We start from the raw sequence: 18,070 nt of genomic DNA on the forward strand, positions 1-18,070 counted from the left end.
GGCGGGGTGTTTTTTTATCCCCCGCATCACAAATGTGAAGGGAGCAGGATCGATGAAAATGTTATTTACGATGAATGAATTGACTATAACTGACATTGAAAAAATATTACATGAGGCTGAAGGATTTGCCAACGGATCTGGCTGGAATCCAAAACAGCAGACCACAGTTGCCAATCTGTTCTTTGAACCAAGCACACGAACAAAATCAAGCTTTGAAATGGCTGAAAGAAAACTGGGTCTTGAGGTCATTCCTTTTGATGCGGGTACATCATCCGTGTTAAAAGGGGAAACCTTATATGACACTGTTAAAACGTTCGAAGCAATAGGCGTCAATGCCTTGATCATCCGTCATGAGCAGGATAATTATTTTGACGAGTTGAAAGAGAAAATCGGTATTCCGATAATCAATGCAGGGGATGGATGCGGAAATCATCCAACCCAGTCATTACTTGACTTATTGACGATAAAACAAGAGTTTAAAGGTTTCGAGGGTCTGAAGATTGCGATAATCGGGGATGTGAGGCATAGTCGGGTTGCAAAATCGAATGCAGAAGCATTGACTCGTTTAGGAGCGAATGTCGTATTTTCAGGTCCGCCTGGATGGTTTGACAGAACCAACAGTTTAGGAGGATATGAAGACATCGATCAAGCGATGGCGACATCGGATGTAGTCATGCTGCTTAGAATACAGCATGAAAGGCATATCGAAAAATACGACCAGGCAAATGGAGATTATCTGGAGAATTTTGGTCTGACCAAACAACGTGAAAAAAATATGAAACCGGGTGCGATCATCATGCATCCTGCACCAATAAACCGTGGTGTTGAAATAGACAGTGAATTAGTCGAATGCAGCCGCTCAAGAATTTTTAAACAAATGGAAAATGGCGTGTTCATAAGAATGGCCGTATTGAAAAATGTGCTTGAACAATCCGAAGGGGGAATCAACCATGAAAACTGTAATCAAAAATGGAGTATTGCTAGATAATCAAAATTCATTCAAAAAAGCGGACATTGAAATAGAAGGAAAGGTCATCACAAAAATCGGCGAGAACTTATCAACGGAAAATTGTAAGGTTGTTGACGCTGAAGGGTTACTTATTACATCAGGGTTTATTGACCTGCATGTCCATTTGCGCGAACCGGGCGGTGAACATAAGGAAACAATCGCAAGTGGAACGCTTGCAGCGGCAAGAGGCGGTTTCACTACGGTAGCGGCAATGCCTAATACAAGGCCAGTTCCTGATACAGTGGAAAATCTTGAAGCTCTTAACCGGAAAATTGAAGAAACGGCGCATGTCAGGGTCCTCCCTTATGCATCCATAACGATTAGGGAAGCCGGCAAGGAGTTGACCGACTTTTCTTCATTAAAACAAACGGGTGCTTTCGCCTTTACGGACGATGGCGTAGGAATTCAAGAAGCCGGGATGATGTTTGAAGCGATGAAACGGGCAGCCGCACAGGATATGGCCATAGTCGCTCATTGTGAAGATAATAGCTTGATCAATAAAGGCTCCGTCCATGAAGGAAGATTCTCAAAGGAACAGGGGATCAATGGAATTCCGTCAGTATGTGAAGCTGTACATATTGCCCGGGATATCCTCCTTGCGGAAGCGGCAAACTGTCATTATCACGTTTGCCATATATCCACGAAGGAATCGGTTAGAACGGTGAGGGATGCCAAACGTGCAGGTATTCGTGTCACAGCAGAAGTTACACCGCATCATTTATTATTGTGTGAAGATGATATACCGGGACTTGATACGAATTATAAAATGAACCCGCCATTAAGGGGTCGTGAAGATCGGGACGCGCTGATAGAGGGACTGCTTGATGGAACAATCGATTTTATAGCAACAGACCATGCACCGCATGCGGCTGAGGAAAAAGCGCAGGGAATGCAGCTAGCTCCTTTCGGAATAGTGGGATTGGAAACGGCCTTCCCGTTGCTTTACACCGAATTGGTTAAAAAGGGCGTCATAACATTAAAGCAATTGGTCGATTTCCTGACGGTCAAACCAGCTGAAAGTTTCTCGCTTCCTTATGGAGAGCTAAAGGAAGGTGCTACGGCCGATATCGTGCTCATCGATTTGGAAACGGAAAAAGGAATTAATAATGAAGAGTTTGCTTCAAAAGGAAAAAATACACCTTTTAATGAAAAGAAATGTTATGGCTGGCCAGTCATGACGATTGCAGAAGGAAAAACAGTTTGGGAAAAAGGACGTGTTCAAGGATGAAAAGACAACTAATTTTAGAAGACGGTACGGTTTTCCTTGGGGAAGCATTCGGAGGGGACGTAGAAAAAATAGGTGAAGTCGTTTTTAACACAGGAATGACAGGATACCAGGAGATTCTATCCGATCCATCTTATTGCGGTCAAATCGTTACACTTACGTATCCATTGATCGGGAACTACGGGATAAACCGGGATGACTTTGAATCCATAAATCCGGCGATATCAGGATTCGTCGTTAAGGAAACAGCAGAACTTCCTTCAAACTGGCGAAACCAATCATCTCTTGATGAATATCTGAAAATGAAGAACATACCTGGAATAAGCGGAATCGATACGAGAAAGCTGACAAGGATCATCAGGAAATCTGGTGCACTTAAAGGAGCGCTCTGCAATATCAATAAAGATGCCGAAGAGGTTGTTTCCCAATTGAGAGCAACGGTAATTCCTTCTAATCAAGTGAAACAGGTTTCAACAAAAACACCTTATTCAAGCCCGGGCAGAGGCCCGCGGGTAGTTCTTGTAGACTATGGCATGAAGCATGGGATTTTACGTGAGTTAACGAAGCGGGGCTGTGATGTCGTGGTTGTGCCTTATAACGTTACCGCTGAGGAAGTGATGCAATATCACCCAGATGGTGTGATGCTTTCAAACGGTCCTGGAGATCCGAAAAGTGTTCATGAAACGCTTGAAATGATCCGTACAATCCAAACGGAAGTGCCGTTATTCGGAATCTGTTTAGGACATCAATTATTCGCACTTGCAAACGGGGCGGATACGGAAAAATTAAAATTCGGTCATCGAGGCTCTAATCATCCGGTTAAAGACCTTCGTACCGGGAAGATATCCATCACATCTCAAAATCATGGATACACAGTTGAAGAGCTTTCCATTAAAAAGACTGATCTTATTGTGACACATACAGCATTAAATGACGATACGATTGAAGGGCTGCGCCATAAAAAATATCCGGCTTTCACCGTACAATATCACCCGGAAGCATCACCAGGACCGGAAGACGCCAACTACTTATTCAATGAATTCTTACAAATGATTGAAGCTGCAAACACCAAGGGGGAAAAAACATGCCAAAACGCACTGATATAAAAAGCATCCTAGTAATTGGTTCCGGTCCGATCGTCATCGGACAGGCCGCCGAGTTCGATTATGCAGGAACCCAAGCATGTATAGCCTTAAAAGAAGAAGGTTATCGAGTGATCCTGATTAACTCTAACCCGGCTACAATCATGACAGACAGTGAAATGGCCGATGCGGTTTATATCGAACCGATCACATTGGAATTTGTCAGCAAAATCATTCGTAAAGAGCGTCCAGATGCACTATTACCTACCCTGGGCGGACAGACTGGATTGAACATGGCAGTCGAGCTTGCCGAAGCAGGAATCCTTGAAGAATGCAATGTGCAAATTCTTGGAACGAAACTTTCCGCTATCCAACAAGCCGAAGACCGTGACCTTTTCCGTACCCTAATGAACGATCTTGGGGAACCAGTACCTGACAGCGACATAATTCATAATTTGGAAGAGGCTTATACATTCGTGGAACGAGTCGGTTATCCGGTCATTGTTCGTCCGGCCTTCACGCTTGGCGGAACAGGCGGTGGGATTTGTGATAACGAAGAGCAGCTGATCGAGATTGTTGAGGGTGGCCTGAAAAGTAGTCCGGTTCACCAATGTCTGCTTGAGAAGAGCATTGCCGGTTGCAAAGAAGTGGAATATGAAGTGATGCGTGATTCCAATGATAATGCAATTGTCGTTTGTAATATGGAAAACTTCGACCCTGTAGGTGTCCATACAGGCGATTCAATAGTTGCCGCACCAAGCCAAACATTAAGTGACAGAGAGTATCAAATGCTTAGAAATACGTCTTTAAAGATTATCCGTGCCTTGAAAATTGAAGGTGGGTGCAATGTTCAGCTTGCGCTTGATCCGAACAGCTATCAATATTATGTCATTGAAGTGAACCCTAGGGTCAGCCGTTCGTCAGCACTTGCTTCAAAAGCAACAGGATATCCAATTGCGAAGCTAGCAGCAAAGATAGCCGTCGGTTTAACGCTTGATGAAATGATGAACCCTGTCACAGGCAAAACCTATGCGAGCTTCGAACCGGCACTAGACTATGTAGTTACGAAGATTCCGCGTTGGCCTTTCGATAAGTTCGAGAGCGCAAATCGCAGGCTTGGGACACAAATGAAAGCGACCGGAGAAGTTATGGCAATCGGCCGTACATTCGAAGAATCCATCTTAAAAGCTGTACGTTCCCTTGAAGCAGGTATATACCATCTTGAATTGAATGACGAGTTTGAGGATGGAAAAATAGAGAAGCGGATCCGAAAAGCGGGAGATGAACGGTTATTCTATATCGGCGAAGCATTAAGAAGGGGGAAAACGATCGAAACCATTCACGAATGGAGCCAGATCGATTTATTCTTCTTGCACAAGTTGAAAAAGATAATCGACTTTGAGAAGGAGCTTCAAGAACATTCTTTTGATCGTGAAGTTCTGCAAAAGGCTAAAGAACTAGGATTTTCTGATAAAACGATCGCAGAAATTTGGGAAGTTCCCGAAATTGACGTCTATGAGTACCGGAAACAACAAGGGATCATCCCTGTTTACAAAATGGTCGATACATGTGCTGCGGAATTCGAATCGGAAACACCGTATTTTTATGGGACATACGAAGATGAAAATGAATCCATCGTTACCGAAAAGAAAAGTGTCATTGTCCTGGGGTCTGGCCCAATTCGTATAGGCCAAGGTGTAGAGTTTGATTATGCGACAGTACATTCAGTATGGGCCATCAAAGAAGCGGGGTATGAAGCGATCATCATCAACAACAATCCCGAAACAGTTTCGACGGATTTCAGTATCTCCGACAAACTTTACTTCGAACCATTGACTCTTGAAGATGTCATGCATGTCATCGATTTGGAAAAACCAGAAGGGGTCATTGTCCAGTTTGGTGGACAGACGGCGATTAACCTTGCAGATGGTCTTGTTGAAAGAGGAGTGAAGATCCTTGGTACTTCACTTGAAGACCTGGATAGGGCGGAAAACCGTAATAAGTTCGAAAAGGCACTTAAGGATTTAGACATTCCGCAGCCGAAGGGTAAAACCGCAACATCGGTTGATGAAGCGATCGTCATTGCTGAAGACATTGGTTACCCGGTATTAGTAAGGCCTTCGTATGTACTCGGGGGAAGAGCGATGGAAATCGTCTATAAACAAGAGGAATTACTGCATTACATGAAAAATGCTGTGAAGATAAATCCAGATCATCCTGTCCTGATAGATCGCTACTTAACAGGTAAGGAAGTCGAAGTCGATGGAATTTCCGATGGAGAAACGGTCATAATCCCAGGAATAATGGAGCATATCGAACGTGCCGGCGTCCATTCCGGTGATTCGATTGCAGTCTATCCGCCTCAAAATCTAACGGAAAAACAAAAAGAAGTAATCATAGACTATACGACAAGATTGGCAAAAGGCTTGAATATAATTGGTCTCTTGAACATTCAATATGTCATCAGCAATGAAGAAGTGTATGTCATTGAAGTAAATCCACGTTCGAGCCGAACCGTTCCATTCTTAAGTAAAATTACGAATGTGCCGATGGCTAACTTAGCCACCAAGGTCATCCTGGGCCACTCACTTAAAAGCCAGGGGTATGAATCCGGATTAGTGCCAGAACAAACTGGGGTCTATGTAAAAGTTCCGGTCTTCTCTTTTGCAAAATTAAGAGGTGTGGACATTTCACTCGGACCTGAAATGAAATCGACTGGTGAAGTAATGGGAAAAGATAGCACACTTGAAAAGGCTTTATATAAAGGGCTGGTCGCTTCCGGCTTCAAGATTGAGGGGCATGGTTCGGTATTATTGACGATATCTGATAAAGATAAGCAAGAAGCGCTTCTTTTAGCAAAACGCTTCCATAATATCGGTTTCAAGCTGATAGCCACCAGCGGAACTGCTGCCTTATTGGAGCAATCCGGAATACCGACTGCGATTGTTGGTAAAATTGGCGAAGAAGGCACAAACCTCTTGGATGTTATCCGAAACGGGGAAGCACAATTCGTCATAAACACTTTGACCAAAGGGAAGCAGCCGGAACGCGATGGTTTTAGAATCCGACGTGAATCGGTTGAGAATGGAGTAACATGCCTTACATCCCTCGATACGGCAGAAGCCATATTAAGAGTGATAGAATCCATGACCTTCTCGGCAGAGGCAATGGGAAAAACGGAAAAAAGTCGTGAGGTGAGCCATATATGATCAAGAAGGAAAGAATGAAGGTGTTAACTCATAAAGAACTGGCCCCATCCATCTTTGAACTTACTCTTCAAGGAGAACTGGTTTCAGAGATGAAACAACCAGGCCAGTTTGTCCAAGTCAAGACAACAGAAGGCACAGAGCCATTGTTAAGACGCCCGATTTCAATTTCTTCTTATAACAGCAGTGAAAAACAGTTCACGATGATATACCGGGCTGAAGGTAAAGGAACGACGCTGTTATCACAGCGTAAACAGGCAGAAGCGGTCGATATCTTAGGTCCTCTTGGCAACGGATTCCCTGTTCATGAAGCGAAAAAAGGCGAAACGGCATTATTGGTTGGTGGTGGGATTGGTGTCCCACCCCTGTATCAATTATCAAAGATGTTGGTTGCAAATGGTGTCAGGGTGATCCATGTATTGGGCTTCCAGACCAAGTCAGCCATCTTTTACGAGGAAGAGTTTAGTGAATTAGGTGATACCCATATTGCCACAGTGGATGGTTCATATGGGACAAAGGGATTTGTTACGACTGTGATTGACAACCTGGAACAGGAGTTTGCAACGATCTTTTCATGCGGGCCTACACCAATGCTAAAAGCATTGGAAGCGGGCTATCGTGAAAAAAAGCTTTACCTGTCCCTCGAGGAAAGGATGGGGTGCGGCATCGGTGCTTGCTTTGCCTGCGTATGTCATACAGGGGATGATCCAACTGGTTTCAGTTACAAAAAGGTATGCAGCGATGGACCCGTATTCCGGGCAGGAGAGGTGGTATTATGAGCAGGCTTTCAGTTGAGTTACCAGGATTACACTTGAAAAATCCAGTCATGCCAGCATCTGGATGTTTTGGGTTCGGCCGTGAATACAGTCAATTTTTTGACTTGGATATTCTTGGGGCGATCATGATTAAAGCGACCACTCCTGAGCCGAGGTTCGGTAACCCGACTCCGCGTGTTGCGGAAACCTCTTCGGGAATGCTGAACGCCATCGGTCTGCAGAATCCAGGTTTAGAAAAAGTCATCAGTGAAGAACTGGCTTGGTTAGGTGGATATGATGTCCCTATCATCGCTAACGTTGCGGGTTCACAAATAGCTGACTATGTAAAGGTTGCCAGTGACATAAGTAAGGTGGGGAATGTAAAGGCACTCGAATTGAATATCTCTTGTCCGAATGTTAAAGAAGGTGGCATAGCTTTCGGTACGGTACCGGAAGTTGCCAAAGAGGTAACCAAGGCGGTCAAGGAAGTATCTTCGGTTCCTGTATATGTGAAGCTTTCACCGAATGTCAGTAATATTGTGGAAATGGCCAAAGCTGTAGAAGAAGGCGGGGCTGACGGGTTGACAATGATAAACACATTAGTCGGCATGCGTTTGGATTTAAAAACCGGCAGGCCGATTCTTTCGAACAGAACGGGTGGGTTATCTGGTCCTGCAATAAAACCTGTTGCGCTCCGGATGATTTATGAGGTGAGCCAGCAAGTGTCGATTCCAATAATCGGAATGGGCGGAATCGCTACAGCAGAAGATGTCATTGAATTTTTCTATGCAGGTGCCAGTGCTGTTGCGGTGGGAACCGCCAACTTCGTGGATCCCTTTGTATGCCCGACCATCATCGAAGAATTACCGAAATTGTTGGATGAGCTTGGGTTTGACCATATTTCAGAATGTACCGGAAGGAGCTGGAAGCAGAATGAAGCAGTCACTAATTATCGCCCTTGATTTCCCGGACCTCATTCAAACGGAAAGATTTTTGAGTCAGTTCCCCTCCGAAAAACTCGCTGTAAAAGTGGGGATGGAATTATTTTATCAGAATGGACCAGCAATTATTTCTTACGTAAAAGAGCAAGGCCATGATGTGTTTTTGGACTTGAAACTTCATGATATTCCGAATACGGTCAAAATGGCCATGACAGGTTTGGCAACTTTAGGAGCTGACATGGTCAATGTACATGCTGCGGGTGGTCAAAAGATGATGGAAGCAGCTATGGAGGGTCTGGATAAAGGAACGTCAGCTGGAAAAAAACGTCCTTTATGCATAGGGGTTACCCAACTGACAAGCACGTCACAAGAACAAATGAACGTTGAGCAAAACATTGCCGGTTCTCTGGAGGACTCGGTCCTCCATTATGCAAAGCTTACTCAACAGGCAGGATTGGATGGCGTTGTCTGTTCCACTCATGAAGTAAAGAACATACATGAACGCATCGGACTTGAATTCTTAACAGTCACACCTGGAATCCGAAGTGCAGGTGGACAGACGCATGATCAAAATAGAATCGCCACGCCTGAACAGGCAAGGGATTTTGGAGCGGATGCCATCGTTGTCGGGAGAGCCATAACGGGAGCTAAAGATCCATTAAAGGCCTATTTGGATATGAAAGCAGCTTGGGAGGGAATTTCATGTTAAATCAAAAGATAGCTGAACATTTATTGGAAATAAAAGCAGTGTACCTACAGCCGAATGACCCCTTCACTTGGGCATCTGGAATTCAATCACCCATTTATTGCGACAACCGCTTGACCCTTTCGTACCCAGAAGTCCGGAAGGAAATAGCGGAAGGGTTGAAAGGATTGATTGAACAGCATTTCCCTGAGGCTGAACTGATCGCAGGCACAGCAACTGCCGGCATTCCGCATGCAGCTTGGGTGAGTGAAAAATTAAATGCACCCATGTGCTATGTTCGCTCGAAAGCTAAGGAGCACGGAAAGGGCAATCAAATCGAAGGCCGAGCTATTCCAGGACAAAAAGTTGTAGTTGTGGAAGACTTGATTTCAACCGGAGGCAGTGTAATTACTGCTGTTAACGCACTAAAAGAAGCTGGCTGTGAGGTTCTTGGAGTCGTTTCGATCTTTACTTACGAATTGGAAAAGGGAAAAGAAAAATTCAATGCTGAGGGTATCACTAACCATTCGTTGAGTGACTACTCGACTTTGATAAAAGTCGCAAATGAAAAAGGGTATATCACAGCAGATGAATTGGAAAAGCTAAAAAAATGGCGGGAGAATCCGGCGGATACCGCTTGGATTTCAGCATGAAAATGGAGGTGGCCCAATCACTCAGGATTGGATCACCTCTATTTTTTTACCATTCAATCCTTTACTTCTTCCTTTAAGCGAATGACAATATCGGCATCTGGAGTAATATATAAGGTTTGCTGCTGATCATAGATCACGAAACCAGGCTTTGAGCCATTCGGTTTCTTAACATGGCGAACTTGTGTAAAGTCAACGGGCACTGAGCTCGATTGCTTTGCTTTACTGAAGAAAGCTGCTAATACGGCCGCTTCTTTAATCGTTTTTTCACTTGGTGATTCATTTCGAATCACTACATGTGAGCCAGGGATATCTTTGGTGTGAAGCCAAATCTCATCACGGCGTGCGAACTTATTCGTTAGGTAATCATTTTGTTTATTATTTTTCCCAACAAAAATGAGATCTCCATCGGTAGCATAATATGTTTCAAGCTGCGGTTTTGCATTGGCTGGCTTTTTCATGCCTTTTTTCTTTTTTTGCCGGATATAGCCTTCTTCCTGAAGTTCTTCGCGAATCTCCTCTATATCTTTGGGGGAAGCTGATTGGAGCTGCTGATGCAAGGCATCAAAGTAGGCCAATTCCAATTTTGATTTTTCGATTTGCTCTTGAACGACACCGACTGCATTTTTAGACTTTTGGTATCTCGAGAAGTACTTTTGTGCATTATCGGATGGATTTTTTAATGGATCAAGCGGGATGATGACCGTACCTTGTTCTTCATCATAATAATTGACGACTTCAATTTCCTTCATGCCTTTTTTCATTTGATATAGATTAGCTGTAAGCAGCTCACCGAACAATTGATACTGTTCCCCGCGTTCCGTATCTTTTAATGTTCGTTCAAGCTTCCCGATTTTTTTTGAGTTCTTTTCCATTTCATTAGTAATGAAACGTTCTACATCCTGGCTCTTTTGCTTAACCCGATCACGTTCTGCCTTTCCGAAATAATAACGGTCGAGCATCTCGCTTAATGAAGAAAAAGTACGCTGTTTTCCTGTCAGATGCTCTAGTGAAAGCATATAAAAAACTTCTTTATTGCCATCTTGTTTGATCGTCGCGGCATAGTTATGTTCTGAGATTTCTTGGATAAGCCCTGAAAAAGCTGATGGAAGGGTGGTGCTGTTGGCCAATCCAGCCCGGTAAACGGCTTCCTTTGCAGCTAAAGGTGAAATTCCTGAAAAATGGGCAACAAGCTGTTTATCTAGTTTTCCTGCATTGAAGTCAATATTCTTCCTGATATCGTCCTCCGTAGCATTGAAGGGATTATCCTTTTCTTGTGCGGGTGGCACCTTATATTCCTGGCCGGGCAATATCGCCCGATAGCTGTTCACTGCATAGGAAACATGCTTAATGCTATCTAAAATCATATTCCGTTCTTTATCGACTAAAACAATGTTGCTGTGACGCCCCATGATTTCAATGATTAACTGCTTTTGAGAAACATCTCCAAGCTCATTGCGGCCTTTCACCTCAAAGATGATCATCCTATCAAGTTCATATTGATAAATATCTTCTATCGTATAGCCTTCGAGGTGCTTCCTAAGAAGCATACAGAACATGGGTGCTTCTTTAGGATTTTCATAACTTTCTTCGGTCAATTGCACCCTTGAATAACTTGGGTGGGCTGATAATAAGAGTTTATGGTTCTTACCTCCAGCACGAACAACCAGTATTACTTCATTTTTATAAGGCTGATGTACCTTATTGATTCGTCCACCTTTTAATATAGAAGCGATTTCTTCCGTCATCGCTTTCGTAAATAATCCATCAAATGACATTCTATTTTTACTTCCTTTACATAAGATTTTCTATGATACTAAATTCTGCAGGGCGTTATCGATGTATCAGGATCGGCCCATTTTAACTGTATTCACTAATTCAGTTGAACTGGGTGAAAAGCTGGAGTTGCAGTTCAGGAATATTGAATGGATGCGATTTTAATAGATTCGTGATATTAATTACAAAGTTTGTCCATTCATTATATTATCCGGATCGTTCTTCTTTCCGCAATTCTGTTTAATTATAGCATTATTTTGGACGAGTCTGAATAATCATGGAAGAAGAGCAGGTTGTTTTATGTATCGGTAAGCGGGCAGGTGTTGTTGGATGAGTAAAGCGAGAGCGCCTGTTGAGATGGATACAGGAGCCTATTTCATTCTATTCAAAGGGATGTGTGATACTTGATGGAGTTCAGGAAAATGAATAATCAAGAAATGGAGAAAGCGCTTCAAACAAACGTTACACACGGTTTGGACGATGATGAAGTAAAGGACAGGCTGCGAAAGAATGGCTTTAACGAATTGAAGGAAGGTGAAAAACAGTCAGCCATTCTGTTATTTTTCGCACAATTCAAGGATTTCATGGTCATAGTTTTACTTGCCGCGACCTTAGTCTCCGGGATTTTGGGCGAATATATCGATGCGATTGCCATCATGGCTATTGTTTTTTTGAATGGATTACTTGGTTTTTTTCAAGAACGGAAGGCTGAAAAATCCCTGGATGCCCTAAAGGAAATGGCAGCGCCGCAGGTCAACGTACTTCGGGATGGACACTGGCTGAAAATCCCTTCGAGAGAAGTTGTTGTGGGGGATATTCTGAAGTTTTCGAGCGGTGACCGAATTGGTGCCGATTTACGGATCGTCGACCATTCAAGCCTTGAAATTGAAGAGTCTGCCCTTACCGGTGAGTCACTCCCGGCTGTTAAATGTTCTGATCCATTGATGAATGAGGTCGAAGGTATCGGTGATCAGGAAAATATGGCTTTTATGGGAACGATGGTTACAAGAGGGAATGGAGTTGGAATCGTAATCGCTACAGGAATGAATACGGCGATGGGAAAGATTGCGAACCTCCTGCAGACTGCAGAAACAAAAGAAACACCTCTTCAAAAGCGATTGGAGCAGTTAGGGAAAATTTTGATCGTCACGGCTTTAATATTAACCGTGATCGTGGTGCTGACTGGCGTCATTCAAGGACATGACCTCTATACGATGTTTTTAGCCGGGGTATCTTTGGCTGTTGCGGCGATTCCCGAGGGCTTGCCAGCCATTGTTACTGTAGCCTTGTCTTTGGGCGTACAACGTATGATCAAACAAAAAGCGATAGTCCGCAAGCTTCCTGCAGTAGAAACGCTTGGCTGTGCAACGGTAATTTGCTCAGATAAAACAGGTACACTGACGCAAAACAAAATGACGGTGACGAAGGTTTGGAGTGGGGGGAAAACTTGGGATGTCGGCGGGACTGGTTATAATCCTGTCGGTGAGTTTTCTTTAGAGGGAGTTTCAGTTGCTCCGAAAAACCAAAATGCCTTGCTTCAAATAATTACATTCGGCATGCTCTGTAACAAAGCTGAGTTAAATGAGAATGGCAAACGATATATATTAGAAGGTGATCCGACAGAAGGGGCGATGTTGGTCGCGGCAATGAAAGCGGGTTTGACAAGGGAACACTTATCTAAGCGGTTTACGGTAGTCAAGGAGTTTCCATTCGACTCGAGCCGTAAAATGATGAGTGTCATAGTGAAGGATGATAAAGATAATCATTTTGTCATCGTAAAAGGGGCCCCTGACGTATTGATCGCCCAGAGTGACACGATTCTATGGGAAGGAAAGTCGGAAATATTGAATCGCGAGAGTAAGGAAAGGGTGCAACAGGACATGAATGAGCTTGCCTCACAGGCACTTCGAATGATTGCTGTTGGTTATAAACCCCTTCCCAAAGGAACGATTTTGCTTCATGAAACAGAAGCTGAGCGCAATTTGACCTTTATGGGACTGCAGGGCATGATTGATCCCCCCCGCCCAGAAGTGAAGCAGGCAGTTAAGGAATGCAGGGATGCTGGGATCAAAACAGTCATGATTACTGGTGACCATGTAATAACCGCAAAGGCAATAGCTAAAGAACTTGGTATTTTAAAAGGAAAAGACCGTGTACTTGAAGGAAGGCAATTGGCTGGTATGGAAGTTGGGGAACTTGAGGAAGTTGTTGAAAGTGTGTCGGTATTTGCCCGCGTTTCCCCAGAACATAAATTAAAAATCGTAAAAGCCTTGCAAAATAAAGGACATGTCGTCGCAATGACAGGGGATGGTGTCAATGATGCACCTGCGATAAAATCAGCGGATATAGGTATATCAATGGGTATAACTGGGACTGATGTCGCTAAGGAAGCATCTTCCTTGATATTGGTTGACGATAATTTTGCCACCATTAAATCGGCCATCAAAGAAGGCAGGAATATTTATGAAAACATCAGGAAGTTCATCCGTTATTTGCTTGCTTCCAATGTTGGGGAGATTTTGGTCATGTTTTTTGCGATGCTATGTGCCTTGCCATTACCTTTGATACCAATCCAGATTTTATTCGTGAACCTTGTTACGGACGGTCTGCCTGCGATGGCGTTGGGCCTGGATTCCCCAGAAGAAGATGTAATGAAAAGAAATCCAAGAAATGCAAACGAAGGGGTTTTCGGACGAGGGCTTGGCTGGAAGATCATCTCACGCGGTTTTCTGATTGGCATTTCTACATTGATAGCATTTTATGTGGTATATCGTGCAAATCCGGGTAACCTTGCTTATGCACAAACAATCGCGTTTGCAACCCTGGTACTAGCTCAGCTAATACATGTTTTCGATTGCCGAAGTGAACGTTCGATCTTCTCGAGAAATCCATTCGGTAATTTTTATCTAGTGGGGGCAGTACTGTCCTCCCTGTTATTAATGCTAGCAGTCATGTATGTGCAGCCTTTGCAAACCATCTTCCACACTGTACCGATTTCAGGAAGAGATTGGCTATTGGTAATAGGAATGTCATCCATCCCAACTTTTTTACTGGCTGGAACCTTTTTAGCAAGAAAAGCACAATGAAATATGATATAATCTTTAAGGTGGTAGAGTTTTGCTCTATTGCCTTTTTATTTTTGTAGTATTTTATTTGTAAGCTAAAGTTTTCATGCTGTAGCTAATATATAATGAATGTTAACGCGAAATTACTACATTATGCTTGATAGGATGTGGAACCATGGTTACCAGTATGACGGGCTATGGAAGAGAAGAAGCGGAAAACGAACAGGTCAAGGTTTTTGTCGAGATTAAGACGGTGAACCATCGTTTTTGTGAATATACGATTCGAATGCCGCGCCAGCTTTTGGTTTTGGAAGAAAAGGTGAAGAAAAAGGCGAATCAATACATAAGAAGAGGACGAGTGGAAATCTTCATTACGGTGGAAGGTGAGAGCCTGGTTGCCAAAAAGGTGAAGATCGATTGGGACCTTGCTGATCAGTATGTGGGATTGATGGATGAAGCCAAGGGAAAATACAATCTGGAAAGTTCCATTACCTTACAGGATTTACTGCAACTTGAATCGATTTTCATGACGGAAGAAGTACCTGCAGTTCCTGCCGATTTGGAAGCCTTGTTATTGAAGGCTGTCATGGGGGCATTGGAAAATCTGAAAAAAATGCGGACTCTGGAAGGTCAGGAACTTGCCCTGGACATGAAATACCAGCTTGAAAAGTTTGGTGAGATTGTTGTAGGGCTCAAAAACTATGCACCTTCAGTCGTCGAGAAATATAAAGCCCGGTTGGAAATCAAACTAGCCGAGTTGACAGAAGGATTGATTGAAGATAGCCGTATTGTGACAGAAGCGGCCATTTTTGCCGATAAGTGTGATATAAATGAAGAACTGACCAGACTCGAAAGCCATGTACAGCAATTTTCAAGGACGCTTACCCATAGTGAACCAATTGGAAGAAAACTCGACTTCCTTGTCCAGGAAATGAATAGGGAAGTTAATACGATTGGATCAAAGGCAAATGATTCGGCCATTACCAAAGATGTGGTGGAAATGAAAAGTCTGCTTGAAAAATTAAAAGAACAGGTTCAAAATATCGAGTAGTCGGTTTATGATGAACCTAACAAGGTGACAATAGAAATATGAATGGGGGACAAAAATGTCAATTAAGCTCATTAATATTGGCTTTGGCAATATCGTTTCCGCAAACCGGATCGTATCCATCGTGAGTCCTGAGTCTGCTCCGATTAAAAGGATTATCCAAGATGCCCGAGACCGCGGATCCTTAATAGATGCTACATATGGTAGAAGAACCAGGGCCGTTATAATTACAGACAGCGACCATGTTATCTTATCTGCCGTTCAACCGGAAACGGTTGCCGCACGGCTTCAAGATAGAGATGACAGCGTAGAAGAGGGGTAACTGAAACAATATGAGAGAAAAAGGTTTATTAATCGTTTTATCCGGTCCATCCGGTGTTGGTAAAGGAACAGTAAGGAAGGCGATTTTTTCTCAGCCTGGAACGGCATTTGAATATTCAATTTCGATGACGACACGGCTGCCCCGCCATGGGGAAGTTGACGGAGTGGACTATTTCTTCAAAAAACGCGAGGAATTCGAAGCATTGATCGCAGAAGGCAAATTGCTAGAATATGCAGAGTTCGTCGGGAATTATTATGGAACGCCCGTGGATTATGTCCGTGAAACAATTGATTCCGGAAAAGATGTATTTCTGGAAATTGAAGTTCAAGGAGCTAAACAGGTCCGGGAGAAATTCCCTGAAGGACTTTTCATTTTCCTTGCTCCTCCAAGCTTGACCGAACTCGAAAGCCGCATCGTTACTCGCGGAACCGAGACGGAGGAAGCGATAAAAGGACGGATGAAAGTGGCCAAGGAAGAAATAGAACTTATGGATCTTTATGATTATGTTGTTGAAAATGATCATGTGGATGCTGCATGTGCCAGAATTAATGCAATTGTAATTGCTGAGCATTGCCGTCGGGAAAGAGTTGCTGTTTTATATAAAAAAATGTTGGAGGCGGAATAAACTATGTTATATCCATCAATTGATTCGCTATTACTTAAAATCGATTCTAAATACTCGCTTGTATCAGTGGCAGCTAAACGTGCAAGGGAAATGCAAATTAAAGATAATTGCCTTATAACCAAACCGGTTTCCCATAAATCCGTAGGTCGTGCCCTAGAAGAAATTCATACCGGTAAATTGACTTACGATAATTCTTACGAAGAAAACTAAGAGAACAAATAAGCTTGACCCATCGGGCCTGACACCCTAAAGCAAACAGGATGCGTTACATTTGGAAAGTTGCTTCCTTCCTGCGGCCAAGGTGTCAGGCCTGTTTGTTTTGATTTCTCAAAGATAACGATGCCATTGATGAAGCAGGCATAGATATGAAATGTTTAAGGAAATCCATAAGTTATTGCGCATTTCAAATGAAATATCTTCAGTTATCGTTCATAATTAATAAAAATAGAATGTATAGTTAGGGGAAATTTGCATGCTTATCGATAAAAAAGTACTTCTTTGTGTCACCGGCGGGATTGCTGTATTTAAGGCTGCTGCCCTGACAAGTAAATTAACTCAAGAAGGTGCGCATGTTAAAGTGATCATGAGTGAATCGGCACGAAAGTTCGTGACGCCGCTTACTTTTCAAGCACTTTCGAGAAATGATGTGTACACAGATACATTTGATGAGAAGGATTCTTCAGTCATTGCCCACATCGACTTGGCTGATTGGGCTGACATTATCCTAGTAGCTCCAGCTACAGCGAATGTCATTGGCAAGATAGCCAATGGAATCGCGGATGATATGATCACGACCACACTTCTGGCAACAGTGGCACCTGTTTGGGTGGCGCCGGCAATGAACGTGCACATGTACGCCCACCCGGCGGTTCAGAAAAACATGGAGACACTTCGTACGTTCGGATATCAATTCATTGAACCAGGTGAAGGGTATTTGGCTTGCGGTTATGTAGGAAAAGGACGATTGGAGGAACCGGAAACGATCGTGGCACATCTCATTCATTATTTTGGTGAACGGAAATCACAGCCTCAGCTTCTTAAAGGAAAGAAATATTTAATAACGGCAGGGCCGACTCGTGAAGCAATCGATCCGGTGCGTTACGTGACGAATCATTCCAGCGGAAAAATGGGATATGCCCTAGCTGAGCAGGCAATTGAATTGGGCGCTGAGGTGACATTGATCACTGGCCCTGTGAACTTGACGCCGCCTTCCAAGGCCAGAGTAATACCAGTGGAATCGGCAGCAGATATGTATGAAGCGGTTTTCGGTCAGTTCGATTCCAGTGACGTTGTAATCATGACGGCTGCGGTGGCAGACTATAAACCGAAGAATTATCATGCTCAAAAGATGAAAAAGCAGCCAGGGGAAAATGTAATTGAATTTGAACGTACAAAGGATATCCTTAAGGAACTTGGTGAAAATAAAACCCATCAGATTTTGGTAGGCTTTGCGGCTGAAACGAACAATGTTGAAGAATACGCAAGAGGGAAATTAGTGAAAAAGAATGCAGACATGATCGTTGCCAATAATGTTACCGTCGCTGGGGCAGGATTTGGAACGGATACGAACATCGTGACCATTTACGATAAAAATGGAAGTGCTACAGAACTTCCAAAAATGAGTAAAGCGGATATAGCTAAAAGCATCCTGGCAGAAGTATCTCGCATGCAAAAGGAATGA

The 18,070-nt window shown here is 43.4% G+C and carries 15 protein-coding genes; 14 read left to right on the forward strand and 1 reads right to left on the reverse strand.

Annotated features, from left to right (window positions below):
* The first annotated feature begins 52 nt into the window (after positions 1-52).
* From N9I19_RS01045 to pyrE, 8 genes are read left to right on the forward strand one after another with little or no spacing between them, the layout of a single operon-like run.
* Positions 53-988 carry an aspartate carbamoyltransferase catalytic subunit gene (locus N9I19_RS01045; protein WP_317776747.1) on the forward strand — a complete coding sequence of 312 codons (936 nt, stop codon included), beginning with the start codon at positions 53-55 and terminating at the stop codon, positions 986-988.
* A complete protein-coding gene (locus N9I19_RS01050; RefSeq protein ID WP_284471307.1) occupies positions 951-2,237 on the forward strand; it encodes a dihydroorotase in 1,287 nt (428 codons plus the stop codon). The genes N9I19_RS01045 and N9I19_RS01050 overlap by 38 nt, the downstream gene beginning before the upstream one ends.
* A complete protein-coding gene (locus N9I19_RS01055) occupies positions 2,234-3,340 on the forward strand; it encodes a carbamoyl phosphate synthase small subunit (RefSeq protein WP_061462350.1) in 1,107 nt (368 codons plus the stop codon). The genes N9I19_RS01050 and N9I19_RS01055 overlap by 4 nt, the downstream gene beginning before the upstream one ends.
* Positions 3,319-6,525 (forward strand): carbamoyl-phosphate synthase large subunit, encoded by a 3,207-nt coding sequence (gene carB / locus N9I19_RS01060; protein WP_284471306.1) that lies wholly within the window; start codon positions 3,319-3,321, stop codon positions 6,523-6,525. Before N9I19_RS01055 ends, carB begins: the two co-directional genes overlap by 22 nt.
* A complete protein-coding gene (locus tag N9I19_RS01065) occupies positions 6,522-7,301 on the forward strand; it encodes a dihydroorotate dehydrogenase electron transfer subunit (protein WP_089362424.1) in 780 nt (259 codons plus the stop codon). Before carB ends, N9I19_RS01065 begins: the two co-directional genes overlap by 4 nt.
* Positions 7,298-8,239 (forward strand): dihydroorotate dehydrogenase, encoded by a 942-nt coding sequence (locus N9I19_RS01070; RefSeq protein WP_061462353.1) that lies wholly within the window; start codon positions 7,298-7,300, stop codon positions 8,237-8,239. The genes N9I19_RS01065 and N9I19_RS01070 overlap by 4 nt, the downstream gene beginning before the upstream one ends.
* Positions 8,211-8,927, forward strand: coding sequence for an orotidine-5'-phosphate decarboxylase (gene pyrF / locus N9I19_RS01075; protein WP_317776748.1), 717 nt, complete (start codon positions 8,211-8,213; stop codon positions 8,925-8,927). The genes N9I19_RS01070 and pyrF overlap by 29 nt, the downstream gene beginning before the upstream one ends.
* The gene (pyrE, locus tag N9I19_RS01080) at positions 8,921-9,556 is read left to right on the forward strand and encodes an orotate phosphoribosyltransferase (RefSeq protein WP_061462355.1); all 636 of its coding nucleotides are present in this window, start codon (positions 8,921-8,923) and stop codon (positions 9,554-9,556) included. The genes pyrF and pyrE overlap by 7 nt, the downstream gene beginning before the upstream one ends.
* Before the next feature lie 53 nt (positions 9,557-9,609).
* On the opposite strand, the gene N9I19_RS01085 is transcribed toward pyrE, so the two are convergent.
* Complete coding sequence (locus N9I19_RS01085; RefSeq protein WP_061462356.1) at positions 9,610-11,331, reverse strand: Rqc2 family fibronectin-binding protein; 1,722 nt, start codon at positions 11,329-11,331, stop codon at positions 9,610-9,612.
* 405 nt (positions 11,332-11,736) lie between these two features.
* Between N9I19_RS01085 and N9I19_RS01090 the strand changes: the two genes are divergently transcribed.
* From N9I19_RS01090 to coaBC, 6 genes are all read left to right on the forward strand, one after another.
* Positions 11,737-14,415 carry a calcium-translocating P-type ATPase, SERCA-type gene (locus N9I19_RS01090; RefSeq protein WP_317776845.1) on the forward strand — a complete coding sequence of 893 codons (2,679 nt, stop codon included), beginning with the start codon at positions 11,737-11,739 and terminating at the stop codon, positions 14,413-14,415.
* A 154-nt stretch (positions 14,416-14,569) separates the two neighbouring features.
* Positions 14,570-15,445 (forward strand): YicC/YloC family endoribonuclease, encoded by an 876-nt coding sequence (locus N9I19_RS01095; protein WP_125161802.1) that lies wholly within the window; start codon positions 14,570-14,572, stop codon positions 15,443-15,445.
* A gap of 55 nt (positions 15,446-15,500) precedes the next feature.
* A complete protein-coding gene (remA, locus tag N9I19_RS01100) occupies positions 15,501-15,764 on the forward strand; it encodes an extracellular matrix/biofilm regulator RemA (protein ID WP_034313813.1) in 264 nt (87 codons plus the stop codon).
* Between the two features lie 10 nt (positions 15,765-15,774).
* Positions 15,775-16,389, forward strand: a complete 615-nt coding sequence (gmk, locus tag N9I19_RS01105; RefSeq protein ID WP_061462358.1) for a guanylate kinase — start codon at positions 15,775-15,777, stop codon at positions 16,387-16,389.
* Between the two features lie 3 nt (positions 16,390-16,392).
* Positions 16,393-16,599, forward strand: coding sequence for a DNA-directed RNA polymerase subunit omega (rpoZ, locus tag N9I19_RS01110; protein WP_061462359.1), 207 nt, complete (start codon positions 16,393-16,395; stop codon positions 16,597-16,599).
* Between the two features lie 262 nt (positions 16,600-16,861).
* Positions 16,862-18,070 carry a bifunctional phosphopantothenoylcysteine decarboxylase/phosphopantothenate--cysteine ligase CoaBC gene (coaBC, locus tag N9I19_RS01115; RefSeq protein ID WP_061462360.1) on the forward strand — a complete coding sequence of 403 codons (1,209 nt, stop codon included), beginning with the start codon at positions 16,862-16,864 and terminating at the stop codon, positions 18,068-18,070.

It is taken from the genome of Peribacillus sp. CSMR9, assembly GCF_033141925.1.
Classification (GTDB): domain Bacteria; phylum Bacillota; class Bacilli; order Bacillales; family DSM-1321; genus Peribacillus; species Peribacillus simplex_A.